The sequence below is a fragment of the Brevundimonas sp. UBA7838 genome, assembly GCF_002500885.1.
Taxonomy (GTDB): Bacteria; Pseudomonadota; Alphaproteobacteria; order Caulobacterales; family Caulobacteraceae; genus Brevundimonas; species Brevundimonas vesicularis_C.
The window spans coordinates 1-25,511 of the sequence record NZ_DLTK01000066.1 but is presented as its reverse complement, the minus strand read 5'-3'; the positions used below and the strand labels follow the sequence as shown (position 1 = coordinate 25,511).

Annotated in this window: 31 protein-coding genes and 1 riboswitch; of the genes, 18 read left to right on the top strand and 13 right to left on the bottom strand. The window is 67.6% G+C overall.

What is annotated here, in order from left to right:
- From B3T77_RS05225 to B3T77_RS05195, 7 genes are all read right to left on the bottom strand, one after another.
- The coding region (locus B3T77_RS05225) for a PfkB family carbohydrate kinase (RefSeq protein WP_292077901.1) at positions 1–305 on the bottom strand (305 nt) is incomplete at its 3' end.
- On the bottom strand, positions 302–1,270 hold the full coding sequence (locus B3T77_RS05220) for a nucleoside hydrolase (RefSeq protein ID WP_292077900.1): 969 nt from the start codon (positions 1,268–1,270) through the stop codon (positions 302–304). The genes B3T77_RS05225 and B3T77_RS05220, both read right to left, overlap by 4 nt.
- A gap of 9 nt (positions 1,271–1,279) precedes the next feature.
- Positions 1,280–2,008, bottom strand: coding sequence for an aspartate/glutamate racemase family protein (locus B3T77_RS05215; RefSeq protein WP_292077898.1), 729 nt, complete (start codon positions 2,006–2,008; stop codon positions 1,280–1,282).
- Positions 2,005–3,204 carry a chromate efflux transporter gene (gene chrA, locus B3T77_RS05210; RefSeq protein ID WP_292077896.1) on the bottom strand — a complete coding sequence of 400 codons (1,200 nt, stop codon included), beginning with the start codon at positions 3,202–3,204 and terminating at the stop codon, positions 2,005–2,007. Before chrA ends, B3T77_RS05215 begins: the two co-directional genes overlap by 4 nt.
- 2 nt (positions 3,205–3,206) lie before the next feature.
- Positions 3,207–3,467 (bottom strand): DUF3253 domain-containing protein, encoded by a 261-nt coding sequence (locus B3T77_RS05205; protein WP_292077893.1) that lies wholly within the window; start codon positions 3,465–3,467, stop codon positions 3,207–3,209.
- A 14-nt stretch (positions 3,468–3,481) separates the two neighbouring features.
- Entirely contained in the window at positions 3,482–4,480 is a 999-nt protein-coding gene (locus B3T77_RS05200) for a D-cysteine desulfhydrase (protein WP_292077891.1), read from the bottom strand.
- A gap of 93 nt (positions 4,481–4,573) precedes the next feature.
- Positions 4,574–5,104, bottom strand: coding sequence for a hypothetical protein (locus B3T77_RS05195; protein WP_292077887.1), 531 nt, complete (start codon positions 5,102–5,104; stop codon positions 4,574–4,576).
- Positions 5,105–5,214: 110 nt separating this feature from the next.
- On the opposite strand from B3T77_RS05195, the gene B3T77_RS05190 reads away from it, so the two are divergent.
- Both B3T77_RS05190 and B3T77_RS05185 read left to right on the top strand, forming a co-directional pair.
- Positions 5,215–6,045, top strand: coding sequence for a TIGR02587 family membrane protein (locus B3T77_RS05190; RefSeq protein WP_045809874.1), 831 nt, complete (start codon positions 5,215–5,217; stop codon positions 6,043–6,045).
- A 3-nt stretch (positions 6,046–6,048) separates the two neighbouring features.
- The gene (locus tag B3T77_RS05185) at positions 6,049–6,426 is read left to right on the top strand and encodes a hypothetical protein (RefSeq protein ID WP_292077884.1); all 378 of its coding nucleotides are present in this window, start codon (positions 6,049–6,051) and stop codon (positions 6,424–6,426) included.
- Positions 6,427–6,433: 7 nt separating this feature from the next.
- Here the strand turns inward: B3T77_RS05185 and B3T77_RS05180 are convergent, their stop codons facing one another.
- Entirely contained in the window at positions 6,434–6,841 is a 408-nt protein-coding gene (locus B3T77_RS05180) for a BLUF domain-containing protein (protein WP_066554378.1), read from the bottom strand.
- A gap of 133 nt (positions 6,842–6,974) precedes the next feature.
- Positions 6,975–7,084, top strand: a riboswitch (TPP riboswitch).
- A 140-nt stretch (positions 7,085–7,224) separates the two neighbouring features.
- On the opposite strand from B3T77_RS05180, the gene thiC reads away from it, so the two are divergent.
- From thiC to B3T77_RS05150, 6 genes are all read left to right on the top strand, one after another.
- Positions 7,225–9,054 (top strand): phosphomethylpyrimidine synthase ThiC, encoded by a 1,830-nt coding sequence (gene thiC / locus B3T77_RS05175; RefSeq protein ID WP_409514553.1) that lies wholly within the window; start codon positions 7,225–7,227, stop codon positions 9,052–9,054.
- A gap of 159 nt (positions 9,055–9,213) precedes the next feature.
- Positions 9,214–9,588: a DUF3010 family protein gene (locus B3T77_RS05170; protein WP_292077878.1), complete on the top strand. Its 375-nt coding sequence runs from the start codon at positions 9,214–9,216 to the stop codon at positions 9,586–9,588.
- The gene (locus B3T77_RS05165; protein ID WP_292077876.1) at positions 9,567–10,676 is read left to right on the top strand and encodes a serine/threonine protein kinase; all 1,110 of its coding nucleotides are present in this window, start codon (positions 9,567–9,569) and stop codon (positions 10,674–10,676) included. Before B3T77_RS05170 ends, B3T77_RS05165 begins: the two co-directional genes overlap by 22 nt.
- Before the next feature lie 10 nt (positions 10,677–10,686).
- Positions 10,687–11,196 carry an AAA family ATPase gene (locus B3T77_RS05160; RefSeq protein ID WP_292077906.1) on the top strand — a complete coding sequence of 170 codons (510 nt, stop codon included), beginning with the start codon at positions 10,687–10,689 and terminating at the stop codon, positions 11,194–11,196.
- Complete coding sequence (locus tag B3T77_RS05155) at positions 11,193–11,366, top strand: hypothetical protein (RefSeq protein WP_265149277.1); 174 nt, start codon at positions 11,193–11,195, stop codon at positions 11,364–11,366. The genes B3T77_RS05160 and B3T77_RS05155 overlap by 4 nt, the downstream gene beginning before the upstream one ends.
- 187 nt (positions 11,367–11,553) lie before the next feature.
- Entirely contained in the window at positions 11,554–12,435 is an 882-nt protein-coding gene (locus B3T77_RS05150) for a hypothetical protein (RefSeq protein WP_292077870.1), read from the top strand.
- Positions 12,436–12,508: 73 nt separating this feature from the next.
- Here the strand turns inward: B3T77_RS05150 and B3T77_RS05145 are convergent, their stop codons facing one another.
- Both B3T77_RS05145 and B3T77_RS05140 read right to left on the bottom strand, forming a co-directional pair.
- Positions 12,509–13,174, bottom strand: a complete 666-nt coding sequence (locus B3T77_RS05145) for a DsbA family oxidoreductase (RefSeq protein ID WP_292077869.1) — start codon at positions 13,172–13,174, stop codon at positions 12,509–12,511.
- A 66-nt stretch (positions 13,175–13,240) separates the two neighbouring features.
- Positions 13,241–14,098: a DUF1206 domain-containing protein gene (locus tag B3T77_RS05140; protein ID WP_055807006.1), complete on the bottom strand. Its 858-nt coding sequence runs from the start codon at positions 14,096–14,098 to the stop codon at positions 13,241–13,243.
- A 129-nt stretch (positions 14,099–14,227) separates the two neighbouring features.
- Here B3T77_RS05140 and B3T77_RS05135 point away from each other — a divergent pair, with 129 nt between their 5' ends.
- Positions 14,228–14,410: a hypothetical protein gene (locus B3T77_RS05135; protein WP_055806575.1), complete on the top strand. Its 183-nt coding sequence runs from the start codon at positions 14,228–14,230 to the stop codon at positions 14,408–14,410.
- Positions 14,411–14,535: 125 nt separating this feature from the next.
- Positions 14,536–15,234 (top strand): Crp/Fnr family transcriptional regulator, encoded by a 699-nt coding sequence (locus B3T77_RS05130; protein WP_292077862.1) that lies wholly within the window; start codon positions 14,536–14,538, stop codon positions 15,232–15,234.
- Here the strand turns inward: B3T77_RS05130 and B3T77_RS05125 are convergent.
- From B3T77_RS05125 to B3T77_RS05115, 3 genes are read right to left on the bottom strand one after another with little or no spacing between them, the layout of a single operon-like run.
- The gene (locus tag B3T77_RS05125) at positions 15,231–16,688 is read right to left on the bottom strand and encodes a sensor histidine kinase (RefSeq protein WP_292077859.1); all 1,458 of its coding nucleotides are present in this window, start codon (positions 16,686–16,688) and stop codon (positions 15,231–15,233) included. The two genes, B3T77_RS05130 and B3T77_RS05125, sit on opposite strands and share 4 nt — an antisense overlap.
- The gene (locus B3T77_RS05120; RefSeq protein WP_017505887.1) at positions 16,685–17,365 is read right to left on the bottom strand and encodes a response regulator transcription factor; all 681 of its coding nucleotides are present in this window, start codon (positions 17,363–17,365) and stop codon (positions 16,685–16,687) included. The genes B3T77_RS05125 and B3T77_RS05120 overlap by 4 nt, the downstream gene beginning before the upstream one ends.
- Positions 17,365–17,700: a hypothetical protein gene (locus B3T77_RS05115; protein ID WP_292077856.1), complete on the bottom strand. Its 336-nt coding sequence runs from the start codon at positions 17,698–17,700 to the stop codon at positions 17,365–17,367. Before B3T77_RS05115 ends, B3T77_RS05120 begins: the two co-directional genes overlap by 1 nt.
- A gap of 228 nt (positions 17,701–17,928) precedes the next feature.
- Between B3T77_RS05115 and B3T77_RS05110 the strand changes: the two genes are divergently transcribed.
- The 8 genes from B3T77_RS05110 to B3T77_RS05075 form a co-directional block, all read left to right on the top strand.
- Positions 17,929–18,294 carry a hypothetical protein gene (locus B3T77_RS05110; RefSeq protein WP_091750079.1) on the top strand — a complete coding sequence of 122 codons (366 nt, stop codon included), beginning with the start codon at positions 17,929–17,931 and terminating at the stop codon, positions 18,292–18,294.
- 351 nt (positions 18,295–18,645) lie between these two features.
- A complete protein-coding gene (locus B3T77_RS05105) occupies positions 18,646–18,735 on the top strand; it encodes a potassium-transporting ATPase subunit F (RefSeq protein ID WP_105625212.1) in 90 nt (29 codons plus the stop codon).
- 18 nt (positions 18,736–18,753) lie between these two features.
- Positions 18,754–20,463: a potassium-transporting ATPase subunit KdpA gene (kdpA, locus tag B3T77_RS05100; protein WP_292077851.1), complete on the top strand. Its 1,710-nt coding sequence runs from the start codon at positions 18,754–18,756 to the stop codon at positions 20,461–20,463.
- An 18-nt stretch (positions 20,464–20,481) separates the two neighbouring features.
- The gene (kdpB, locus tag B3T77_RS05095; protein ID WP_292077849.1) at positions 20,482–22,548 is read left to right on the top strand and encodes a potassium-transporting ATPase subunit KdpB; all 2,067 of its coding nucleotides are present in this window, start codon (positions 20,482–20,484) and stop codon (positions 22,546–22,548) included.
- On the top strand, positions 22,548–22,703 hold the full coding sequence (locus B3T77_RS05090) for a hypothetical protein (RefSeq protein ID WP_292077847.1): 156 nt from the start codon (positions 22,548–22,550) through the stop codon (positions 22,701–22,703). The genes kdpB and B3T77_RS05090 overlap by 1 nt, the downstream gene beginning before the upstream one ends.
- Complete coding sequence (locus tag B3T77_RS05085) at positions 22,696–23,412, top strand: TorF family putative porin (protein WP_292077846.1); 717 nt, start codon at positions 22,696–22,698, stop codon at positions 23,410–23,412. Before B3T77_RS05090 ends, B3T77_RS05085 begins: the two co-directional genes overlap by 8 nt.
- Positions 23,413–23,422: 10 nt before the next feature.
- On the top strand, positions 23,423–24,001 hold the full coding sequence (kdpC, locus tag B3T77_RS05080; RefSeq protein WP_292077845.1) for a K(+)-transporting ATPase subunit C: 579 nt from the start codon (positions 23,423–23,425) through the stop codon (positions 23,999–24,001).
- Between the two features lie 81 nt (positions 24,002–24,082).
- On the top strand, positions 24,083–25,511 hold a 1,429-nt coding region (locus B3T77_RS05075), incomplete at its 3' end, for a DUF4118 domain-containing protein (protein ID WP_292077904.1).

Genomic DNA, 25,511 nt, shown 5'->3' with positions numbered 1-25,511 from the left:
CCGGTCGGATCGACGGCGATCAGGGCCACGCCCGTCGGGGCCGCCACATCCACCTCCACCCCCGCCAGATCGACGCCCAGATCCTCCATCAGGGCCAAGGCCTCGCCGGCCATGGCGTCATTGCCGACCCGCCCGATCAGGCTGGCCTCTGCCCCCAGTTTCTCGGCCGCCAGAGCCTGGTTGGCGCCCTTGCCGCCGGGATGCCGCGCCAGGGTCGCCCCGGTCACCGTCTCGCCCGGCGCCGGCAGTTGGGGCGCGGTGGCCACCAGATCCAGATTGATCGAGCCGACGACGGTCACCCTCATGCGCCGGCCTCCAGCGGCTCAACCTCCAGAGCTTGGGCCTTCAGCTTGGCGACGATCAGGTCGAACACCCCTTGCGCATCCGCCGCGACCGCCCAGCGATGCCGCGCCGTCGCCGGATCGATCCGGAACTCCACCGCCGTATGCCCGCGCGTCAGGTCCGAACCCGTCTCCACCTCGATCCGGCAGGGCTTCGTCTCGAACAGGTCGGGCTTGATCAGCCAGGCGATGGGACACGGGTCATGCAACGGGGCCGCATCCCACCCCACGATATTGCGCTCCACCCGCTGCGAGAACCGCAGCGTCGACGCCGCCGCCCGCGCGGCCTCGCTGTCGATGGCCTCTATCGCCACGATCCGGTCCTCGGTCGCGCGCACCTGATGGGTCGCGTCCAGGCCGAAGGCGACCACCTGACAGCCCGATCCGAACACCACCGCCGCCGCATCCGGATCGGCCCAGATGTTGAACTCGGCGGATGCGGTGACATTGCCGCCTTCCGACCGCGCCCCGCCCATGACGACCACCGGCCCCAGCCGTTCGGCCAGCCGCCGATCACGCCGCATCGCCAGCGCCAGATTGGTCATCGGCCCCAGGACGGCGATGGCGACCGAGCCTTCAGGCCGGCTCATCACCAGATCGACGATGGCGTTGGCGGCCGGCCCGTCGCCGACGATCCCCGTCGGTTCGAACGGCTCCAGATCGCCCAGACCCTCGGCCCCGTGAAACTCGCCCGCGCCCGCCGGCGGACGTTTCAGCGGCCGCTCGGCCCCGCCGAACACCGGCACCTCCTCGCGCCCGGCGATCTGGCGGATGATGCGCGCATTGCGCTGGGTCTTGGCGCCGCGAACATTGCCCCCGACCGTGGTGACGGCCAGCAACTCCAGCTCGGGCGCGGCGAAGGCCAGAAACAGCGCCACGGCGTCATCCACGCCGGGGTCGCAATCGATGATCAGGGACTGAATAGACACCGCCCATGACTAGGCAGGCCCGACGCGCGGAGCAAGCCGCAACCGCGCCTCAACCCGACACGCCTCCACGCACGCCTTCACACACGCTTGGGCCAGCACCTCGGCCGAATCCGTCAGGGGCGCGGCGGCGTCTTCGGCGCGCAGCAACAGCGGAACCTCGGTGCAGCCGGCGATCAGCCGATGCGCGCCCGCATCCGCCAAGACCTGCGCCAGCCGCAACATCCCCGCCCGCGCCGCCTCGCCGACATCGCCGCGCTTGACCCCATAGACCAGCGCCATGAAGGCCTCGCGGTCCGCGCCCTCCAGCAGCACCGTCTCGACCCCGCGCGCCGCCAGCGCCTGCGTGTAAAGCCGCTCGCCCCCCGGCGTCGCCAGCACGCCGATCCGCTTAAATCCAGAGGCCGCCGCCGCATCCGCCGTCGCCGCGATCATGTCGATAAAGCGCAGGCCCTTCGCCGCGCACACATCCCGGATCCCGCCCGCCTGGGCGTGGGCGGTGTTGCAGGGCATGGCGATCACCTCGGCCCCCGCCGCCGCCAATCCCTCGGCCATCTGTCCCAGCACCACTTCGGCCTCGCCCGGCCGCGTGTTGCGATCGGGCACCTGGGGGTTCAGGTCCATCACCACCCGGATGTGATCGGCGTCGCCATCCGCCGGCGTCAGCGCCTGCACCCGCGCCAGAAACGCCACCGTCGCCGCCGGTCCCATGCCGCCGATCACGCCCAGGATCTTGCTCATCGCATCACGCCCCACCCCACGACCGCCGCGGCGGCCAGAACTGCCGGCACGGCGTAGCGGCTCTTCCAAGCCCACGCCACCGCCAGGGCGCCCGCAAAGATCGCTGCAGCCGCCGCCATCGACGGCGCCCGCTGCAAGGTCGCCCAGCCCAGCTCCACGCTGGTCGCAGCGATGATCCCTACGACGGCGGCGGCGACCCCGGCCAGACCATCGTACAGCCGCCGGTCCTCGACCACCGCCTCCAGCCGCTCATAGAAGATCATCGAAAAGGCGAAGGCGGGCGCGAACACGCCGGCCGTCATCGCCAGCGCCCCGCCCCAGCCCGCGACCACGAAGCCGACGAAGGTGCAAAAGATCACCAGCGGCGCCGGGATCACCCCCGCAAAGGCGATCCCGTCCAGAAACGCCCCATCGTCGATCAGCCCGCGCCCCACCGTATCGGCGCGCACATAGGGGATGGCGGTATAGGCGCCGCCGAACGTCAACAGCCCCGCCTTCAGCCCCGTCCAGAACATCGCGGCTGCGCCCACGTCGCCCCCCTGCCCCGACGCCTGTCCCAAGACCGGCCCGCCGTCCCCCAGCCCATGCATCGCCAAGGCTGCGAGAACCGCCAGCGCCACGACCCCGCCCGCCAAGCCGACCCGCCCGGCCCGGGCCAGCACATAGACCGCCCCGCCCGCCGCCAGCACGATCCAGAACGCCGCACCCGCCAGGGTCGCCGCAAAGCCGACGACGGCGACGGCCCACAGCCAGCGATCCTCCAGGATATGCGATCCGATCTTGCAGACGGCGCGCACGATCACCGCGACCACCGCCGCCTGAACACCCAGGAACGCCCAGGCCAGCAGGCCCACGACCGGCGACAGCGCCACATAGGCCCATCCGATCCCCAGCATCAGGGTCAGCCCTGGCAGCATGAACCCCAGGCCCGCCAGCAGGCCGCCGATCCGCCCCCGCGCCCGCATGCCCATGTGCACGCACAGCTCGTGCGCCTCCGGCCCCGGCAGCACCTGCAACACCGCCAGCAGCCGGTTGAACCGCGCGCTGGACATCCACCCGTCCTGATCGACCAGCTCGCGCCGGATCATCGCGATCTGCGCCACCGGCCCGCCAAACGCCAGCAGCCCGAACCGCAGGAACCGCAGAAACACCGCCGCCAAAGACAGCGCCGGCGGGACAGGTTCGATCTCGCGCACCGTCACCCGCCGCCCCCGTCTTCACCGCCTCGAGCCCGCGCGATCCGATAGGGCCCCGCACGCATCGCCAGCGGCCGCCCCTTCCAGCTCAGTCGCACCGCGCCCTCGTTCACCAGGGCGTCCACCGCAGCATGAACGTCAGGCATCGCCTCGCGCCACGCGCCGTCTTCGCCCGCGACCGCCCGCGCGACCTCGCTGGGGCAGACGGTGGCGTCCTCGGCCCGGGCGGCCAGCAGGGCCAGCGTCGCCTCGCGCGAGTCCATGACGGACGGCGCGCCTACAGCGCGCCTTCGATCTCGGTCTGATAGCCGAACAGCCCCTGCGCCCCGCCGGTGTGCAGGAACACCACCGTCTCGCCCTTGAACCGGCCGGCGCGCGCCAGGGCGATCAGCCCCTTCATCGCCTTGCCGGAATAGACCGGGTCCAGCACGATCCCGTCCAGACGCGCGGCCAGGGTCATGGCGTCGATTACGCCTTGGTCGATCAGGCCATAGCCCTCGCCGACATAGTCGCAGTCGGCGACCACCTGCTCGCGCGTCACCCGTCCCGTCTGCCCCAGCAGGGCGGCCGTCTCCTCGGCCAGTTTGAAGACGTTCGCCTCCTGCCTGTCCTTGGGCGCCCGCACTCCGATGCCCAGCACGGGAATGTCCGCCCCCATGACCGCCAGCCCGGCGACCAGACCCGCATGGGTGCCCGCGCTGCCCGTCGCCGTCACGATCCGGTGGACCTCCAGATCCATCTCATCGGCCTGGACCACGATCTCGCGCGCGCAATCGACATAGCCCAAAGCCCCCGTAGGGTTCGATCCGCCGCCGGGAATGACATAGGGCTTGCCGCCCCGCGCCCGCACCTCGGCCGCCGTCTTCTCCAGCTCGGCGACCATGTCCGTCCCGCCCGGCACGGTGCGCAGGGTCGCGCCGAACAGCCGGTCCAGCAGCACGTTGCCGTTGCCGACATAGTCCGTCGCCTTGGACCCCGTCCGCTCTTCCAGAATGATCTCGCAGGCCAGACCGTGCGCGGCGGCCGCCGCCGCCGTCTGGCGCACATGGTTCGATTGCACCGCCCCTTGCGTCACCAGCGTGTCGGCGTCCTCTTCGAACGCCGCGCCCAGCAGGAACTCCAGCTTCCTCGTCTTGTTGCCGCCGCCCGCCAGGCCGGTGCAGTCGTCGCGCTTGATCCACAGATCCAGACCCAACTCTTCCGACAGACGGGGCAGCGGCTCCAGCGGCGTCGGCAGATGGGCCAGGCGGATGCGGGCGAAACGGGCGAGATGCATGGGACGGTTTCCTGTTCGCCGTCTTGATAGCCCGCGCCCGTGACATTCAAAAGCGTCCAGCCCCAGCCGCCGCCCCTTCGCGCGCCCTCGGTCTCAGCCCGGCGCGCCGGCCTCGGCCACACGCGTCGGGGCGACGAAGGCGGCGTCGCACAGGGCCTGGGCGAAGGCGTGGGACGTGACCGCCTGCCGGTCCATCAGGGCGTCCAGCACCCCGGCCCCCGCATCCACCGTCACGACCAGCGGATAACGTCCGACCACCTGACCGGCCTGCGCCGGATCGCGAAGCTCGGCGGTCGCACGCATCCGGTGTTCGGCGCGATCGCCGGCCAGAATGGCCAGGCGCGGCGCCCGGCTCAGCGCCTCGACATGGATGCTCAGGTTCAGCCGATGCCGGCCGCCGGCGCACAGCCCCATTTCGTTCAGCACCTCGTCGTTGAAGGTGTCGGCGAAGTCGTCCTCGGCGTCCAGCCAGCCGGTCGTGGTTGTGACGCTGCCGATCCGCGCCTGCTCGGCCATGGCTGGCGACAGGGCCATCGGCGCGCCGCCGACATCCACCGAGGCGCAGGCCGTCAATCCCGCGCACGCCATGATCGCCAAGATGGCGGCCGTCTTGATCTGTTTCATCGTTCCCTCTCCCTAGAGCTGACACCAAGCTTGGCTGCGAATGAACGCCGCCTGAACGCCGTTCGACCAGCGGTCCGGAGCCAAAGCCGACGTCCAAGCGTTGCCGTCGCATGACCGCCGCCGCGCCCCCTTTGGATCTGCAACGCGAGCGCGCCTATGTCCGCGATCTGGGCCGCGCCTTCGCCGGCGCCCTGGTGTTCAACATCCCGCTGTTGATGACGATGGAGATGTGGGCTCAGGGCGTGATCATGGACCGCTGGCGGTTGCTGACCTTCATCGTCGCCGGCCTGCCGCTGCTTTACGGCCTGGCCTATTACGCCGGCTTCTCCAAGCGACGCGGGCCGGTCAACGATGCGCTGGACACCGCCGTGGCCTTGGCGGTCGGCTTCATCACCGCCTCGGTGCTGCTGATCCTGTTCGGCGTCGTCGAATGGGACGCGCCGCCGCGCGAGGGCCTGGGCATGGTCGCGCTTCAGGCCATTCCCGGCGCCATGGGCGCGCTTCTGGCCCGGCGTCAGCTCAGCGGCGACGGCGGGGGCGACACCGATGAAGATCAGGCCTCCTATTTCGGCGAACTGTTCCTGATGGCGGCCGGCGCCCTGTTCTTCGCCCTGAACGTCGCCCCGACCGAGGAGATGATCCTGATCGCCTACAAGGCGACGCCCGCCCACATCCTGGCCCTGATCGCCGTCTCAATCCTTCTACTCCACCTGATCGTCTTCAAGGCGGGCTTCGCCGGTCAGGAAGAGGCCGATCATCCGATCAAGGCCTTCCTGCATTTCACCCTGCCCGGCTACGCCATCGCCCTGGCCGTCAGCCTGTTCACCCTGTTCCTGTTCGGCCGCACCGACGGCCATGCCGTCGCCGGCGTGGTCCAGACCATGGTCGTCCTGGGCTTCCCCGCCGCCATCGGCGCCGCCGCCGCCCGTCTGTTGGTCTGACCCATGCCCACGAAGACAAAGCCCGCCATATCGACCCGCCCTCTGCTGCAATGGGGCATGGCCCTGCTCGGCGCCGTCATCACCCTGACCGCCATCGCCATCGTGGTGTGGGAGGCGCTCCAGCCCACGGCCCCGCCCGCGCTCAGCGCCCGCATCGTCGCCGTGGACGTCACCGCCGCAGGCCAGGTCGCGACCGTCCGGGTCCAGAACGACGGCGACGACACCGCCGCCGCCGTGGATATCGAAGGGGTTCTGGGCGACCAGACCGCGACCGCCAGCCTGGACTACGTCCCCGGCCACGGCCACGCCAAGGCCTACCTCCGCTTCGACGCCGATCCGCGCGCGGCGGCCGTCTCGGTCAAGGGCTGGTCGGCGCCCTAGAGGGCGCTCACGCCGCCTGGGCCAGCACCGCGTCCTGCATCCGCTCGACCGTCTGCTGGGGCGCGCCGGCGCCGTCCACCGTGGCCCGCAGCGTCTCCTCCAGCGCCGGGGTCACGCGCACGCTGGCCATGGCCCAGCCGGAAAAGCCGCGCGCCGGGATCGGCTTGCGCTCGATCACCACCACCTCGTCATGACGCGGATCGCCCGCGAGGCGCGTCATCAGCCGGTCCAGATCCTGCGCTGCGCCCTCCAGCACCTGCAGGAACCGCCCGTCGTGGATCAGCAGCGCGCCGGTCAGGTCGTCGCGCGCATTGTTCCGCTGCGACGTGGCCAGGATGTCCACCTGCATCATCAGGCTGTCGGCGTTGCCGCGCGCGCGGCTGGTGTAGAGGACGCGTTCCAGGTTCAGGCTCATATCCTCGTTTCACTCCGCCGACGCCGGCATCCGGCCCAAGCTTTGCGCATAGCCCAATAAATCCGCCGCGCCTACAACGACTTATGTGCGGTTTCGGACAACTCGACATCCGCCGCGACGCGGGTTAGCCTGCAGGCGTTCTCCGGGGGGTCGCAATCGAGCGGCTGAGATAGAGGTTTCTCCTCTGACCCGTCGAACCTGATCCGGGTCATGCCGGCGAAGGGATGAGTAACGCTATCGGTCCTCACGCTACAGGACCCTCGCGCCCGACGTCGGCGGACCTCAAACCGTTTGAGGCCGCCATGAACATCCAAGTCACTCCGCCCGCCCTGCCCGAGGAACCCAATGTGGATCTGGCGCTGAAAGACGCGCGCGAACAGGTGATGAAGGAGACCGGGACCATCCCGACCGGCGAACGGGCCGGCTCGCGCAAGGTCTACGTCCAGGGCGAGCTCTACCCCGACATTCGCGTCCCCTTCCGCGAGGTCGCCGTCCACGCATCCGCCAACGAGCCGCCGGTGACCATCTATGACTCCTCGGGCCCCTACACCGACCCGACCGTCACGATCGACATCAAGAAGGGCCTGCCCCACGTCAAATCCAGCTGGCAGCGGGATCGCGGCGACATCGCCCCCGTCGCCAACCCGCGCGAGGTCAAGCCCGAGGACAACGGCCATGCGTCGGGCCGCCACCTGGCCCCGCGCTTCGACACCTCCCACCACCGCGTCTTCAAGGGCGTCGAGGGGCGCCCGGTCACCCAGTACGAGTACGCGAAGGCCGGGATCATCACGCCCGAGATGGAATATGTCGCCATCCGCGAGAACCTGCGCCGCGAGCAGAACAGCCCCTGCATCCGCGACGGCGAGGACTTCGGCGCCAGCATCCCCGACTTCGTGACGCCCGAGTTCGTCCGGCAAGAGATCGCCCGCGGCCGCGCCATCATCCCGCACAACATCAACCACCCCGAGGTCGAGCCGATGATCATCGGCCGCAACTTCCTGGTGAAGATCAATGCCAACATCGGCAACTCGGCGGTCCTGTCCTCCGTGGACGACGAGGTCGACAAGCTGGTCTGGGCCACCCGCTGGGGCGCCGACAACGTCATGGACCTGTCGACGGGCCGCAACATCCACAACATCCGCGACTGGATCATCCGCAACTCGTCCGTCCCCATCGGCACCGTGCCCATCTATCAGGCGCTGGAGAAGGTGAACGGCATAGCCGAGGACCTGACGTGGGAGGTGTTCCGCGACACCCTGATCGAACAGGCCGAACAGGGCGTGGACTATTTCACCATCCACGCGGGCGTGCGCCTGCCCTTCGTGCCGATGACGGCCAAGCGGGTGACGGGCATCGTCAGCAGAGGCGGCTCCATCATGGCCAAGTGGTGCCTGGCCCACCACAAGGAGAGCTTCCTCTACGAGAATTTCGAGGACATCTGCGACATCATGCGCGCCTATGATGTCAGCTTCAGCCTGGGCGACGGCCTGCGCCCCGGCTCCATCGCCGACGCCAATGACGAGGCCCAGTTCGCCGAGCTGCGCACCCTGGGCGAACTGACCAAGATCGCCTGGGCCAAGGGCTGCCAAGTCATGATCGAGGGCCCCGGCCACGTGCCGATGCACAAGATCAAACAGAATATGGACGAGCAGTTGAAGCACTGCCACGAGGCGCCCTTCTATACGCTTGGCCCGCTCACCACCGACATCGCGCCGGGCTATGACCACATCACCTCCGCCATCGGCGCGGCCATGATCGGCTGGTTCGGCACAGCCATGCTCTGCTACGTCACGCCCAAGGAGCACCTGGGCCTGCCGGATCGTCAGGACGTCAAGGACGGCGTCATCACCTACAAGATCGCCGCCCACGCCGCCGACCTGGCCAAGGGCCACCCCGCCGCCCGCCTGCACGACGACGCCCTGTCACGCGCCCGGTTCGAGTTCCGCTGGGAGGATCAGTTCAACCTGGGCCTCGACCCCGAAACCGCCCGCAAATACCACGACGCCACCCTGCCCAAGGAGGCCCACAAGACCGCCCACTTCTGCTCCATGTGCGGCCCCAAATTCTGCAGCATGAAGATCAGCCAGGACATCCGCCGCGATGCCCAGGCCCAGAACGACGCGGGCGGTTCGCTGGCGGAGGCCGAGGCCGGCATGGCGGAGATGAGCGCGAAGTTCCGCGCCGGCGGCGGGGTGGTGGAGGTGAAGGTGTGAAGACCTCGCCTTAATGCTGGAGCTTGGCATTAGCGACGCACATGCAGCAGATAAACACGAGCACTAGCGGCACGTAATTGTATGGTGTAGCCTCGAAATCACAACCTGGGGGCGTGGTCAGTGATTTTTTGCGGCGTTGAAATTAGAGCCAAGGAGGCGGTGCTCGCTGTTGTCGAGAGTTCGGATGATGGCTGGGATCATCTCAAGTGTTCCGTCAAAAAACTGTCATTGACGAATGATCGTGACCCACAAGCATTGCTGACTATGAAGTCCGCTATAGAAGAATTTGCTCGGCAGCATAAGATCAACGAATTTGCAATTAAGTCCCGTCTTGCGACAGGCTTACGTGCTGCTGGAGGAGTGACTTTCAAAATCGAGACGCTTTTCCAGCTGTCCGGAACACCAACATCGTTCGTCAGTCCTCAGGCGATTGCAAAAATTGAGAAGACGAATCTTGGTGGACTTCCTTCAACGATACTGGCTTACCAAGCCGATGCATATCGAGCGGCTATATGCCGGGCGTCGAAATCGTAGGTCATCAGTTGGCTATCGACCTTACCAAACTTCCCGAACACCTCACAAAGACGGCCCAAAAGCTAACGAAACGCATTGAGTTTGAATCCTTCAACGAGAAGGGCGCAAACGGCTACGTGCTTATCGGAAAGAACAAGCTTTTAGACCGCAAAGTTGTGGTGAAATTTTACTACTGGGGAGATGGGGCTCACATGGAGCCCAGACTCTTATCGATGCTTGCCTCTCCGCACGTTTTGAAAGTGGATGACGCTGCTGCCATCGATCAAAGCTATGCGTACTTCATCGCGCCGTTCTGCGACGCCGGTGACTTAGATGACGTGATCGAAGCAAATCAGATCGGCGTAAGGAAGGCCGTCGATATGATCATCGACGTGGCCACCGGCGCCAGCTTCATTCACTCCAAAGGATACATCCATCGAGACCTGAAACCGTCGAACATATTCTGCGACAGCAACGGTCGCTTACTTATCGGCGACTTTGGGTCAGTGGTAAAAAAGGGCGATAGCGGATACGCTGCGACCGTATCTCGACACTCACTTTTATACCGAACTCCAGAGGAGATACAATCCTCGCGAGCATACCCTCAGGGCGACGTGTATCAGCTTGGTGTGGTCTTATATCAACTTTTGGGGGGCCAACTTCCGTACGAAGAGACAGCATGGCTTAACTCGAAGGAGTTATCCGCATACGAAAAGCTTTCAAAGCCCGACAATCAGATCTACGCAAATAGCATTGTCGAGCAGAAGATTCTAAAAGGAAAGCTGCTCGATTTTGACTCGTTACCGGCTTGGTGCCCGCCTGAACTGATCGCGCTCATCAAAAAATGCTGCAAAATATCGGTCGCAGTCCGCCTCGACAGTCCTTCTACATTGATAGCTAAGCTGAACAATCTTCGCGCATCGTTATCAGATTGGAGGCTTGAGCCTGAGCCTGTACTATACCGTGGCAAGGCGAAAATCAGGGTAATAGAAAGCGGCGGGAAATACTCACTTGAAAAAATGGCTGCCCCCGGGTCCGCATGGCGGAAGGTTCGGTCCGTCCAACCGTGTTCACTACGCGACGCGGTTGCCGCAGCAAATTTAAGCTAGAGGAGCGGCCCTGCCCACCCTCGTCCTCCTCGCCGGACCCAATGGCGCCGGCAAGACCACCTTCATCAACCGCTTCCTGCGTCAGCGGGCGGAGGCGTTTCGGTTCGTGAACCCGGACGAGGTCGCGCGGGGTCTTACGGGCGAAGGCGCGGCGCGCGATCTGGCGGCCGGGCGGCTGGTGCTGGAGCAGCTGGACGCCTTGTTCGTCGAGCGGGCGGACGTGGTGCTGGAGACGACCTTGGCCACCCGTTCTCACGCCCCGCGTCTCCGCCGGTTCAAGGCCGCCGGATACCGGGTCGAACTGATCTATCTGCGCCCGCCCTCGGCGGACTTCTCCGTCGCCCGCGTGGCGCGCCGCGTGGCCCAGGGTGGTCACGGCATTCCCGAGGACACATTGCGTCGCCGCTTCGCGCTCAGCCTCGACTATCTGGAGACGACCTACAAACCGCTGGTGGACGCGTGGGAGGTCTATGCGAGTAGCGACGACGGCCTCGAACTGTTAGATTGGGGGCCGAAATGAAGATGCTCTTCGACCGAGAAACCGTTCTGAAAGCCGGACGCGACGCCGCCCGGATCGCGCGCGAAGGCACACGCGAGGAGAAGTCCGGCAAGTTCCTGCCGCCTCCCGGCTGGAAGGGGCATCTGGTCACCGCTGCCGACGCCGCGCCTGCGCCGAAGAAGCGGGCCTAACCTTCCCTCTCCCATTGGGAGAGGGGATGCACAGCTAGCCCGCCTACCTATGCACGACGTCCCTGCCCCGGCCGTTGAAATCCCTCGCCTTTCGCGAAATCGACGCCCTCTACCCGATCACGCTCCGGGGCGGCCTTAGACTGGCGGCGCGTCCTGTGTCGGGCGCGGGCGACAGGCCGGGGATGGGATGGACGACGACCACAGCTATGACGACGGCGGGTTCGAGGGGCCGCGCGATCCGTTTTACGATGCGATGACCCAGCAGGCGCTGGATCAGATCCGCATCCTGCGCGAGGCGGGTCTGGAGCAGACGTATCGCGACGCCCTGCATCACGATTCCTCGCCCGAGGCCGAGGCGGCCTTCTGGCGCGCGCACGGCCTGCCGATGCATCTGTTGCGGCTGCCCGATCTGGTCACCTCGGACCCCGCCGCGCGTGCGGCCGACCGGGTGCAGAACCGGGGCTATCGCCGGCTGTCGAAAGAGGCGTGGGAGGCGGCGGGCACGGCCTATCTGGCGGGGTCCACGGCCGAGGAGGTCAGCGCCGTCTATGGCATGGCGGTCAGCACCTTTCGCGCCCGCGCCAGGGACGCAGGCTGGCGGCGCGAGGATCAGCCCGATCCGCTACGCGAGCCGATCGACCTGGAGGCCGAGACGGCCGACGGTTTGCCCGACTATTGCGCCATGGCGGCCCACGCCCTGGTTCGGCTGAACCGGGCGCTTCAGGCCGGGCGCGCGCTGGAGGCCGCGCGCTGGGTGCGGCTGCACGCCGACCTGAGCCGGATGGCGGCCGCTCCGCCCCCTTCCCCACTCGCGCCGCCGCCGGCCAAACCCCCGGCCCAACCGAAGGAACCTGACCTGGGCGAGCGCGCCGCCGCCCTCGCCGAACAGGTCGGACTGATCGCCCGCGAAGCCTGCGCCCTCAAACGCGGCGATTACGCCGGCCGCGACGCCCTGATGGCCCGCCTCGAGGCGCTCGACGACCTGAAACCGGCCCCGAGATCAGACGAATTAGACGAAATAGACGGTGTTTTTGCGGGGGCGGGGTCTAAAGCCGAACCGCCGGGCTGAAGGTGAGTCGCGAGGGGTGATTGGTGAATAGGCGCGCCTCTTTTCACGATTCACCACTCACCATTCACCCCCCTCACACCTCCGACGCGATCTTGCGCAGGGCCTCTTCGAACACCGAGGCCGGCTGGCCGCCCGAGATCAGGTATTTGCCCTCGACCACCACGGCCGGGACCGAGGTGATGCCGCGTGCGCGCCACAGGTCTTCGGCCTGGCGCACGGCCTGGGCGTAGCGGCCCGAGGCCAGCACCTCGCCCGCCTCGGCCCGGTCCAGCCCGGCCTTTTCGGCGGCGGCGGTCAGGACCCCGGCGTCGGTCAGGTTCTTGTTCTCGGTGAAGTGGGCGGTGAACAGCGCCTGTTTCAGGGCCTTCTGCCTGTCTGGCGCCGTCTCATGCGCCCAGTGCAGCAGCCGGTGGGCGTCGAAGGTGTTCCAGATGCGGCTGTCGTCGGTCATGCGCATGTCGAAGCCCACCTCGCCCGCCCGCTCGCGGATCATGGCGCGGTTGGCGGCGGACTGCTCAGGCGAGGCACCGTATTTGCGGCCGATGTGTTCGACGATGTTCTCGCCCTCGGGCGCGATCTGGGGGTTCAGCTCGAACGGCTGAAAGGCGATGTCGGCGGCGATCCCCTCGTCCTTCAGGACGTCCAGGGCCGAGTCCAGCCCGCCCAGCCCCACCACGCACCAGGGGCAGACGACGTCGGAGACGAAGTCGATCTTCAGGGTCTTGAGCGGAGCGTTCATGGCGCGGCCTTCTGGAACAGCGTGTGTTGCATAAGGATATGGCGACGCCGCGCCGCGCGACAAGTCTCAGCCCAGGCTCAAATCCCTGGGTGGGCGGATCCGGCGCCAGCGCGCCTCCACGAAGGCGAAGGCGCCGAAGGCCATCAGCCCCGCCGCCGTCAGCCCCAGGATCCACGATCCGCCCGGCTGGGCCTCCAGCGCATCCAGCGCCGCCGCCGTCGTCGTCACCTCGCCCGAGCGCGCATGCAGCCCCGCCAGAACCACAAACACCCCCAGCGGCAGATAGGCGAACCCGCGCGCCGCATAGCCCGCTCGCGCCAGCGCCGTCGCCGTGCCGCAGAAGGCCTTGGGGCAGGCCAGGGCGTCGTCGAAGTCGTCGCGGATGGCTCTGACGATATTGCCGACGCCGACGCCCAGCACCACCAGCCCCGCCCCGATCAGCAGCACCTCGCCGAACGGCATCCCCAGCAGCATGGCCGCCTTCTCCTGGTTCTCGGCTACGCTCTCGGCCTGGGCCGCAGAGGCGTTCGTCGCCTCGCCGAACTCGTCCAGATATTCGAACACCCCCGACGCCAGCACACCGTAGAACAGGCCGCTGACCGCCTGGCCCGCGCGCGTTGTCCAGCCCTTCAGGTCGCTGCCCTCGTGATCCGCGTCGAACACCGCCTGCAAGACCCGCCAACCGACGAAGGCCCACAGGCCCAGCCCCAGCAGCACCAGCCAGACCTTGCCGAACGGCTGCTCGGCCAGCCAGCCCGCCGCCCCGCTGGTCCCCACCGCATCGCCGATCCGGTCCGTTGCCGCCAGCAGGGTCAGCGCTCCAGCCGACAGGTAAACGAAGCCTCGCGCCCCATAGCCGACCCGCGCCGCCCATTCGATCAGGGTCGCCAGCGGCGGCAGGCGAAGGGTCTTGGCGGCGTTCATGATGTCTCCCACGTCAGGACGCCCTCAACGCACCGGCCGAGGCAAAGGCTCCGCTTGTGGCTGTGTCGACATCCGACAGACGCCGGTGGGCGTTTGCCGCTACGGTTCGCATCGTTGGGAGCCGTTCGCTTGAACATTTACGAGTTTCACTTCTTCGACGAGGCGGATCGCCGTCCGCTGCTCGACTTCTTCGACGGCGCCGATGACGCCACGGCGCTGGAAGCTGCGCGGTCGCAGCTGGCGCGCCATGCCTCCTGCGCAGGTGTCGAAGTGCTGGAAGCCGGGCGTCTGGTCGGCCGCGTCACCCGCTGAGCCTCGGCTGCGCTCTGCCCGATCGCGTACACAACGCGGTAAAGACACGACTTTTCCCCAGAAAGCCGCGTGACATATAGCAACGCTGTGTCGAGTTTCGACAGACGCCGCGCTCAGATCGCCTTATGCGCGAACTTATGAACCGCCTCTCGCCTGGCAACCGATTGATCCAAGGGCTGAACCCCGACGATCGCGACGCTCTCCTCGCCATCGCCACTCCGGTGGAATTCGCGCCCGGCCATGTGTTCAGCGAGCCTGACGACGCCATCGAGCACCTGCATTTCATCGACAGCGGCTTCTGCTCCTCGGTCGCAGTGCTGGAGGACGGCCGCACCGTGGAGACTGTCATGATCGGGCGCGAAGGCGTGCTGGGCGTCGTCGCCTCGGTCGTGCCGCACCATGCCCACACCCGCAGCGTGGCCCAGGTCGCCGGGACGGCGCGCCGGGTGGACGCCGCCAAGTTCCGCGCCCTGTCGGCGCAACGGCCGGGCGTTCGCGACGCCGTCGCCGAATACATGGCCCGACTTCAGGGCGAGTTGGAGCAATCAGCCGCTTGCAACGCCCTGCACCACGCCGGGCAGCGGTTCGCCAAATGGCTCTTGCGCTGCCACGACCGGGTCGAGGGCGACACCCTGAACCTGACGCAGGAGTATCTCGCCTCCATGCTGGGCTCGCAGCGGACCACGGTGAACGAGGCGGCGCAGGGGCTTCAGAAGGCGGGAGCCATCGCCTATTCGCGTGGCCGGATCACGGTGCTGGATCGCGCCGCCTTGGAACGGGCGGCCTGCGAATGCTACCGCCGGGGCGACGACTTGCAGCCCTAGTCGACCTGGGCGGCCGGCAGTTCGAGCACCGCTTTCAGCCCGCCCATGTCGCTGTCCGACAGCATCAGCCGCCCGCCGTAGGCGCGCGTAAGGTCGTCAACGATCGACAGGCCCAAGCCTGAACCTGGCGCGCTTTCGTCCAGCCGCGCGCCGCGCTGCATGACCGTGTCGCGCTGATCGGCCGGCAGCCCCGCGCCGTCGTCCTCGACCACCAGGATCATCTGGCCCAAGCCGCTGCCACCCGCCGAGACGCGCACGCGGCGCCTGGAAAACTTGGCGGCGTTCTCGATCAGATTGCCCAGGATTTCCTGCAAATCCTGACGCTCGCCCAGGAAGGACAGGCTGTCGGGCGCGCGCCAGTCGATCTCGACGTTCTTGTCGCGGAACACCTGTTCGATCATCACCGCCAGCTCGTCCAGCACTTCGGCGACGGGCGTCGTCTCGCCCAGACCGTGGGCGGCGCGGGCGGCGGCGCGGGCGCGGCGCAGGTGGTGATCGACCTGGCCCTGCATGATCTTGGTCTGGCGCCGCACCAACTCGGGCAGATCGCCCTCGCTCGTCCCCGCCTCGGCCAGCATGACGGAGATCGGCGTCTTCAGCGCATGGGCCAGGTTGCCGACGTGGGTGCGCTGGCGATCCACGACCTCCTGATTGTGATCCAGCAGGCGGTTCACCTGCTCGGCCAAGGGCTGAATTTCCTGCGGATAGGAGCGGCCGATCCGCGCCGACCTGCCCTTGCGTACATCCGCGATCTCATCGCGCAGGTCGAACAGGGGGCGCAGGCCGATACGCACCTGAATGAAGACCGCCGATACGAGGCCGAGCCCCAAGATCAGGAAGGCGATCCAGGTTACGCGTGCGAACTGGCGCGTGTCCGCGTCGACGTCGGAGCGATCCAGCGCGGCGATGAAGATGACCGGGTGTTCGTGCCGGGGGATGGACTTCATGCTGGCGGCGACGCGCAAAGGCTCGCGCGTCTCGGCGTCGTCCTTGGGGCCGGTGGTGTTGAAGGTGATGACGTCGCCGAAGGCCGCATCCAGCCGCGCAGGCAGGTCGGCGGGAAGGGCCAGGTCATAGCGCCACAGCGAGGTCGAACGCGCCAGGCTGACCAACTGACCATTGGGGCGAACCTCCATGATCTGCCAGTATTTGCCCGACAGCAGACGCAGAGTTCTGGCGTCCTGGATCTGCGGAATGGCCTCGCCTTGCGGCGTGCGACTGGCGCCGACCACGATCTCGTCGATCGTCTCATTGAGCATGGCGCCCAGACGCCGCAGGGCGGATTCCTGAAAGGCCTGGGTCAGCACCAGCGCTGAAATGACCAGAGCGACCACGATCCAGGCCGAGGCCAGCCAGATCAGCCGGCGCGTCAGTGAGCGACCGGGGCGACCGAACCAGCGGCCCCAGTCGTGGAGCGCGTCGGCGTTGGGTTTCGAAGCCGTCGCCTCGGTCACGCCGGGTCGGATTCGCCCGCCAGCGGCGTCAGCCGATAGCCGAGGCCGCGCACGGTCTCGATCCGGTCCGATCCGACCTTCTTGCGCACCCGGCCGATGAAGACCTCGATGGTGTTGGAATCACGGTCGAAGTCCTGATCGTAGAGGTGTTCGACCAGTTCGGTGCGGCTGATGACCCGGCCCTGATGCATCATCATGTAGTGCAGCAGCCGGTATTCCAGCGAGGTCAGGCGCAGGGGCTCGCCATTGACGCTGGCCCGCGCCGCGCGGGGATCTAGCCGCAAGCCGCCGCACGACAGCGTCGCCGAGGCGATGCCCGCCGAGCGGCGCAGCAGCGCCCGCAGACGCGCCAGCAGCTCTTCGGTATGGAAGGGCTTGGTCAGATAGTCATCGGCGCCGGCGTCGAAGCCCGCCACCTTGTCCGACCAGGCGCCGCGCGCCGTCAGGATCAGGACCGGCGTCGTCTTGCCCTCGCGCCGCCAGCGCTCCAGCACCGACACGCCGTCGATCTTGGGCAGGCCCAAATCCAGGACGATGACGTCATAAGGCTCGTTCTCACCCAGATAATGGGCTTCTTCGCCGTCCGGTGCATGGTCCACGGCATAGCCCGCGTCGCCCAGCGCCGCCTTAAGCTGACGCGACAGATCCGCGTCGTCCTCGACCAGAAGCACGCGCATCAGTTCGGCCTGCGACGTTGATTGTTGTTGTCGGGACGCGCCTGTCCGGTCTGGCCGTCGACCACGACCTCCCGCACGCGTCCGTCGCGTTCGACCAGGACGGAATAGTTGCCGTCGCGGCGCGGTTGGGTGTCGATGGGGCGACCGCCGCCGGCCTCGCCGCCACGACGACGGGCCTCGTCGGGACTGACGCGCGGACCACGGTCCTGCGAGCGTTGATCCTGATCACGCGACTGGGCCTGCGCCGACGTCGTCATGACGGGCGCGAAGACCAGACCGAGAGCCAGAGCCAGGGCCGGAGGGGCGATCAGGAGAGGGGCGGGTTTACGAAACATGGCGACCGATCTAGTCCCGATCATCTGAACGGGCGCTGAATACGTCATATAGTTTAAAGCGAACGCTGCTCCAAACCGGAGACCAAATCAGAAGACGGCGGTGTGACGTCTTTTTTATCCAGATGAACCGAACCTGACCGATTCTGTTCAGAACCGGCTCAGTCGCTGGGTGCTCAAATCGCCTCATCGCTGGTCACCCCGACCGGCAGAACATTTGAGGAGATCGCCATGCGCAAGCTCATCGTCCCCGCCATCGCCCTGGCCGCCGCCTCGGTCGCCGCGCCGTCCTTCGCCCAATCTTATCACCACCGCCCGGCCCCGCCCCATCACGCCAGCTATGGCTCATGGCAGTCGATCAACGCCCGCCAGGCCAACCTGGATCGCCGCATCGATCAGGGCGTCCGCAACGGCCAGCTGAGCCGCCGCGAGGCCACCCGTCTGCGCGGAGAGTTCAACAGCCTGCTGCGTCTGGAAGCCAACTATCGCCGCGGCGGCCTGACCGCCTGGGAACGCCAGGACCTGGACCGTCGCTTCGACCGCCTCTCGGCTCAGATCCGCTACGAACGCCGCGATTACGACAACCGTCGCGGCTGATCATCTCGACGAAGACACCTGGAAGCGCGGCCGCAAGGCCGCGCTTTTCTTATTTGATCTGAAGCCAAACGGCCGGGCGCTGCGCGGCGCATCCTCAAGCACGCCCTTGCTTCAGAAGGTCGGGTTGCGGGCGCTTCAAATGTGGCCAGCGCTGCGACTGACCCAGCTTCCTTAGTTTTATGAATCCTTTAGGTCGGCGGCCCGGACTCGCATCGCGCCATTATGCCGCCCGGTGGTCTGTTCCCGCTCGAACTTGAGCGAGGAGGCCGCATTGGCCGATGTGATTTTTCTGGCGGTGGGTGCGGGGGCGTTCGCCGTCTTTGCCTTGCTGGCCACAGCGTTGAAGCGGGTATGACGATGATCGCCATGCTCTGGGGGGCGGGGGCGCTGGTCGTCGCCGTCTATATGGTCGCGGCGCTGCTGCGGCCCGAGCGGTTCTGAGGAACCGGGACGGATTTCATGAACATTCAAGGATGGGGCGAGATCGCCCTGACCCTTGGGCTGGCCGTTCTGCTCGGCTGGCCCATCGGCGTTTATATGTCGCGCGTCTGGAACGGCGAGCGGACCTGGCTGGACCCGGTGCTGAAGCCGGTCGAGGCCGTCTTCTACGGCGCCGCAGGCGTCGATCCGAAACGCAGCCAGGGCTGGCTGGGATACGCCGGCGCCCTTTTGGCCTTCAATCTGGCGGGCTTTGTGCTGCTGTATGCGATCCTGCGTCTGCAGGGCGTGCTGCCGCTGAACCCGCAAGGGTTCGCAGGCGTGTCGCCGCATCTGGCCTTCAACACCGCCGTCAGCTTCGTGACCAACACCAACTGGCAGAGCTATGGCGGGGAGGCGACCCTGTCGACCTTCGCCCAGATGGTCGGCCTGACGGTGCAGAACTTCGTCTCGGCGGCGACGGGCGCAACGATCGCGGCGGCCCTGGCGCGAGCCTTCGTGGCCAATCGCGGCGAGGGGGTCGGGAACTTCTGGGCCGATCTGACGCGCACGACCCTGTATGTCCTGCTGCCCGCCGCCCTGATCCTGGCCGTGGCCCTCTCCGGTCTCGGCATCGTTCAGAGCCTGGCGGCCCAGGTGACGGCGACCGGCGTCGAGGGCGGGTCCCAGACCTTGCCGCTGTTCCCGGCCGCCAGCCAGGTGGCGATCAAACAGCTGGGCATCAACGGCGGCGGCGTCTTCAACGTCAACGGCGCCCATCCGTTCGAGAACCCGAACGCCATCACCAATCTGCTGACCGCCGTGGCGATCAACGTCATGGGCTGGGCGGCCTTCTTCGCCTTCGGCCGCACCGCCATGGCGGGACGCGACATCCGCGCCCTGGCGGCGGCCGCCCTGATCCTGCTGAGCGCCGCGAGCGCGGCCATGTATGTGATCGAGACCCAGCCGGCCCCGGCCCTGGTCGCGGCCCACGTGGACGCCTCGGTCAATATGGAGGGCAAGGAGGTCCGCTTCGGCGCGCCCGCCTCGACCGTCTGGTCGGTGGTCACGACCGGCGCCTCGAACGGCTCGGTCAACTCGATGCACGCCAGCTTCATGCCGTTGGGCGGCGGGTTGCAGATGTTCCTGATGCAGCTGGGCGAGATCCTGCCCGGCGGCGTCGGGTCGGGCATCGCCATCATGGTCGTCATGGCCCTGCTGTCGGTCTTCGTCGCCGGCCTGATGGTCGGTCGCACGCCCGAATATCTGGGCAAGAAGATCGAGGCGCGCGAGATCCAGTTCGCCATGATCGCGGTGCTGATCCTGCCGCTGGCCATCCTGGGCTTCACCGCCGTGTCGGCCGTCTTCCCGACGGCGCTGGCGGGTCTGCTGAACAAGGGGCCGCACGGCCTGTCGGAGATTCTCTACGCCTACACCTCGGCGGCGGCGAACAACGGCTCGGCCTTTGCGGGCCTGACCGCCAATGCCCCTTGGTGGAACACGACCCTGGGTCTGGGCATGCTGTTCGGGCGGTTCATTCCGGCCGTCGCCGTTCTGGCCATCGCCGGCAGTCTGGTGGTCAAGCCCAAGCTGGCGCCCAGCCCCGGCACCCTGCCGACCGACAACGGCCTGTTCATCGGCCTGCTGATCGGCGTGATCCTCATCCTCGGCGGTCTGCAGTTCCTGCCCGCCCTCGCCCTGGGGCCGATCGTCGAGCACTTCCAGGTGCTCGCGGCGGTCGCCGGCGCCTGATCCTTCGGACATCCTGACATGACACAAATAACTCTGGATCCGCGCGAGGGCGGCCGTGCGTCGCCTCTCGCGGGCGGCCTCTCGGGACAGATGATCGGACGCGCCGTCGGCGACGCCTTCGTCAAGCTGAACCCCGTCAAGCTGATCAACAATCCGGTCATCTTCACCACCTGGATCGTGGCGCTTCTGTCCACGCTGTCGGCGGCCGCGGCCATCGCGGGCGGTCAGGCGGCGGGCTTTGCGGTGCAGCTGGCGCTGTGGCTGTGGGCCACGGTCCTGTTCGCCAATGTCGCCGAAAGCATCGCCGAGGGGCGCGGCAAGGCGGCCGCCGATTCCTTGCGCGCCACCCGCGTCACGACCAAGGCCAAGCTGATCGTCGATCCGAAGACAGGCAGCGTGGTCCCGACCAACGCGTCGGAGCTTGAAGTCGGGTCGATCATCCTGGTCGAGGCCGGCGACGTGATCGCCTCGGACGGCGAGATCGTCGAGGGCGTCGCCTCGGTCAACGAGGCCGCCATCACCGGCGAGAGCGCCCCGGTGATCCGCGAAAGCGGCGGCGACCGTTCCGCCGTCACCGGCGGCACGACCGTCGTCTCGGACTGGATCAAGGTGCGCATCACCGCCAAGCCCGGTTCGACCTTCCTCGATCGCATGATCGCCATGGTCGAGGGCGCGGACCGCCGGAAGACGCCCAACGAGCTGGCCCTGGCCGTGCTGCTGGCCGGCCTGACCCTGATCTTCCTGATCGCGGTCGTCACCCTGGTGGGCCTGGGCGCCTATTCCGGCGTCGATCTGGATCCGATGGTGCTGGGCGCCCTGTTCATCACCCTGATCCCGACCACGATCGGGGGCCTGCTGTCCGCCGTCGGCATCGCCGGCATGGACCGGTTGCTGAAGGTGAACGTGCTGGCCACCTCGGGCCGTGCGGTGGAGGCGGCAGGCGACGTCGACACCCTGCTGCTCGACAAGACCGGCACCATCACCTTCGGCAACCGCATGGCGACCGAGGTCATCCCGGTTCCGGGCGTGCGCCCCGAGGCCGCCCTGGCCGCCGCCGTCATGGCGTCGCTGGCCGACAAAACGCCCGAGGGCCGGTCCATCGTCGAGCTGGGTCGCAACGCCGGGGTCTCGGTCGATCAGCCCGCCGGCGCCGTCGCCATTCCCTTCACCGCCGTCACCCGCCAGTCGGGCCTGGACGTCGGCAAGGACAGCTGGCGGAAGGGCGCGGTCGATGCGGTGCTGAAGGATCTGAACCTGACCGACGGTTCGGCCCCGGCCGAGTTCCGCCAGGCCGTGGACCGGATCGCCCGCTCGGGCGGCACGCCCCTGGCCGTGACCCAGAACGGCGTCCTGGTCGGCGTCATCCACCTGAAAGACGTGGTCAAGCCGGGCGTAAAGGCGCGCTTCGCCGACCTGCGCCGCATGGGCCTGCGCACCGTCATGATCACCGGCGACAATCCGGTGACGGCCGCCGCCATCGCTTCGGAAGCCGGGGTGGACGACTACCTCGCCGAGGCCACGCCTGAGGACAAAATGCGCCTGATCAAGGCCGAACAGGCCAAGGGTCGCCTGGTCGCCATGTGCGGCGACGGCGCCAACGACGCCCCGGCCCTGGCCCAGGCCGATGTCGGCGTGGCCATGCAGACCGGCGCCCAGGCCGCGCGCGAGGCCGGCAACATGGTCGATCTGGACAGCGACCCGACCAAAGTCATCGAGATCGTCGAGGTCGGCAAGCAACTGCTGATTACGCGCGGCGCCCTGACGACCTTCTCGGTCGCCAACGACGTAGCCAAGTATTTCGCCATCATCCCGGCGACGTTCGTGGTGGCCCTGCCGTCGCTCGGCGCGCTGAACGTCATGCGCCTGCACAGCCCCGAGAGCGCCATCCTGTCGGCGGTGATCTTCAACGCCCTGGTCATCGTCGCCCTGATCCCGCTGGCGCTGCAGGGCGTCAAATACCGGGCCATCGGCGCCGGCGCTCTCCTGGGTCGCAACCTGCTGATCTACGGCCTGGGCGGCCTGATCGCCCCGTTCGTCGGCATCAAGCTGATCGATCTGCTCATCTCGGGCCTGGGTCTGGCGTGATGCGTCGGGAGGTCTCTCGCATCCTGCAACTCGTCGTGGCGGTGCTGGTCATCGCCGTGATGTGGGGCGTGGCGACGCTGCAGCAGACCGATCCACGCACCCGCTCCAATCCCATGGCCATCCATCCTATTCGAATAGAGAAACCCAATGCGTAAATCCCTCTCCAAGGCCTCGGGCCGCAACGACGCCTGGTTCGCCGCCGCCTGTATCGTCGGTCTCGCCAGTCTGGGCCTGTGCAGCGAAGCCAAGGCCCAGGACGTGTCGGCTAACGTCGCCGTCACCTCCGACTACGTCTTCCGCGGCGTCAGCCAAACCCAGGAAAACCCAGCCATCTCGGCCGGCGTCGATGTGACCAGGAACGGCTTCTACGCCGGCGGCTGGGCCTCCAACGTCGATTTCGGCGACGACACGGACGCCGAGGTCGATCTCTATGCCGGCTATCGGCCAGAGGTCGCCGGCTATGCGCTGGACTTCGGCGTGATCGGCTATCTCTACGCCGGTCAGCCGGACGGCGCCGACTATGACTATGTCGAGTTCAAAGCCGCCGCTTCGCGCGCCTTTGGTCCGGCGACTCTGGGCGCCGCCGTCTATTATTCGCCCGACTTCTTCGGCGCGGCCGAGGACGAGGCGACCTATGCCGAGGTCAACGGCGCGGTCAGCCCTGCCGACAAATGGACCGTCTCGGGCGCCGTCGGCCGTCAGTGGGTGTCGTCGGACCTGGACTACACCACCTGGAACCTGGGCGCGGCCTATCAGCTGACTGACAAGCTGGCGGTGGACCTGCGTTATCACGACACCGATCAACACGACTTCGGCGACATCTACGGCGCGCGCGCCGTAGCCACGCTGAAGGCGACCTTCTGAGGCGACGAAAATGGTCAACCAACTTCGCCCGGCCCTCGTCATGACGGCCCTGTTCACCCTGCTGCTGGGCCTGGCCTATCCGCTGGCCGTCACCGGCATCGCCCAGGTCGCCTTCCCGGACCAGGCCAACGGAAGTCTGGTGCGCGACGCCGGCGGGCGGGTCGTCGGCTCGTCCCTGATCGGCCAGCCTTTCGTCGGCGCGACCTATCTGCATCCGCGCCCGTCGGCGGCGGGCGACGGCTATGACGCCGCCGCTTCGTCCGGCTCCAACATGGGGCCGCTGAACCCGGACCTGATCTCGCGCGTCGCCGAAAGCGCCCAGACGATCCGCGCCGAGGACGGCCCTGGCGTCATCCCCGCCGATGCGGTGACGACATCGGGTTCAGGCCTCGACCCGGACGTGTCCCCGGCCTACGCTCGGCTTCAGGCCGCGCGGATCGCCCGCGCCAGAGGCGTTCCCGTGCAACAGGTCCAGAGCATCATCGACGCGCACATCGAGGGGTCCTTCCTGGGCTTCATCGGCCAGCCGCACGTCAATGTCCTGCTGACTAATCGCGCGCTGGACGCCCGCTTCGGGGCGGAGGGCTGATTGCCCGAAACGGCGCCCGCAACGCCCGCGACTTCAGCCGTTCCGCGCCGCAAGCGCGGGCGGCTGAAGGTGTTTCTGGGCATGTCACCTGGCGTGGGCAAGACCTATGAGATGCTGCGCGCCGCACGCCGTCGAAAGGCCGAGGGGCTGGACGTCGTCGTCGGCGTGGTCGAGACCCACGGCCGCAAGGAGACGATGAGCCTGCTGCGCGGGCTGGACGTCATGCCGCGGGCGCCCATCGAACACCGCGACCGCGCCCTGATGGAGTTCGACCTCGACGGCGCTCTGGCGCGACGGCCCGAACTGCTGCTGGTCGACGAATACGCCCATTCCAACGCGCCCGGCTCGCGCCATCCCAAGCGCTGGCAGGATGTGGAGGAACTGCGCGACGCCGGCATCGACGTCTGGACCACGCTGAACATCCAGCATTTGGAAAGCCTGTCCGACGTCATTTTGCGCATCACCGGCGTGCGCCAGCGCGAGGCGGTGCCGGACAGCGCCCTGACCGGCGCCGACGACATCGAGGTCATCGACATCACGCCCGAAGACCTGCGGGCGCGTCTGGTGGAGGGCAAGGTCTATGTGCCCGAAACGGCGCGGGTGGCGTCCGAAAACTTCTTCAAGATCGAGAACCTGACGGCGCTGCGCGAACTGGCCCTGCGGCGGGCGGCCCAGACGGTGGACGACCAGCTTCTGACCCACCTGCGCGAGCGGGGTGTGTCGGGGCCGTGGGCGGCGAACGAGCGGATCCTGGTTCTGGTCGGCGGCGACGCCATGACCGCCTCCCTGGTTCGGACCGGTCGGCGGATGTCGGACATGATGATGGACGCCCCCTGGTCGGTGGCCCATGTCGAGCGGCCCAGTGGATCGCGCGCCGACGCTCGGTCGGCGGGACGGTTGTCCGAAGCCTTCAAGCTGGCAGAGCAGCTGGGCGGACGGCCCTTGACGATCAGCGGCGACGACGTGGTGCGCGCCGTTCTGGACCACGCCTACCGCAACAACGTCACCCAGATCGTCATCGGCAAGACGCGCGGCGGGCGGTTCGCCGAATGGACCGGCCGGGCGCTGGCGACCGAACTGTTGCGAAAGGCGCAAGGGGTCGCCGTCCACGTCGTGACCGAGGGCGATCTGACGGCGCCCGAACCGGCGGCCAAGTCCGGCGTCAGGGCGGCGCTGGACTGGCGCGGCTATCCGGCGGGGGCGGGGTTCGTCCTGGCGGCGACGGGGGCCGCTCTCTTGCTCGACACCCGGTTCGAGCGGGTCGATTTGGGCGTCATCTATCTGGCGGCGGTTGTGGCGGCGGGGGTGCTGAACGGCCTCAGACCCGCACTGGCGGCGGCGACCTTGGCCTTTCTGACCTACAACTTCCTGTTCCTCCAGCCGCGCTACAGCTTCCTGATCGGTTCTCCGACCGATTTTCTGACCCTGCTGCTCTTCTGGGGCGTGGCCCTGGGCACAGGCGCCCTGGCGGGGCGGGTGCGCGAACAGGCCAGAGCCGCCCAGCGCCGCG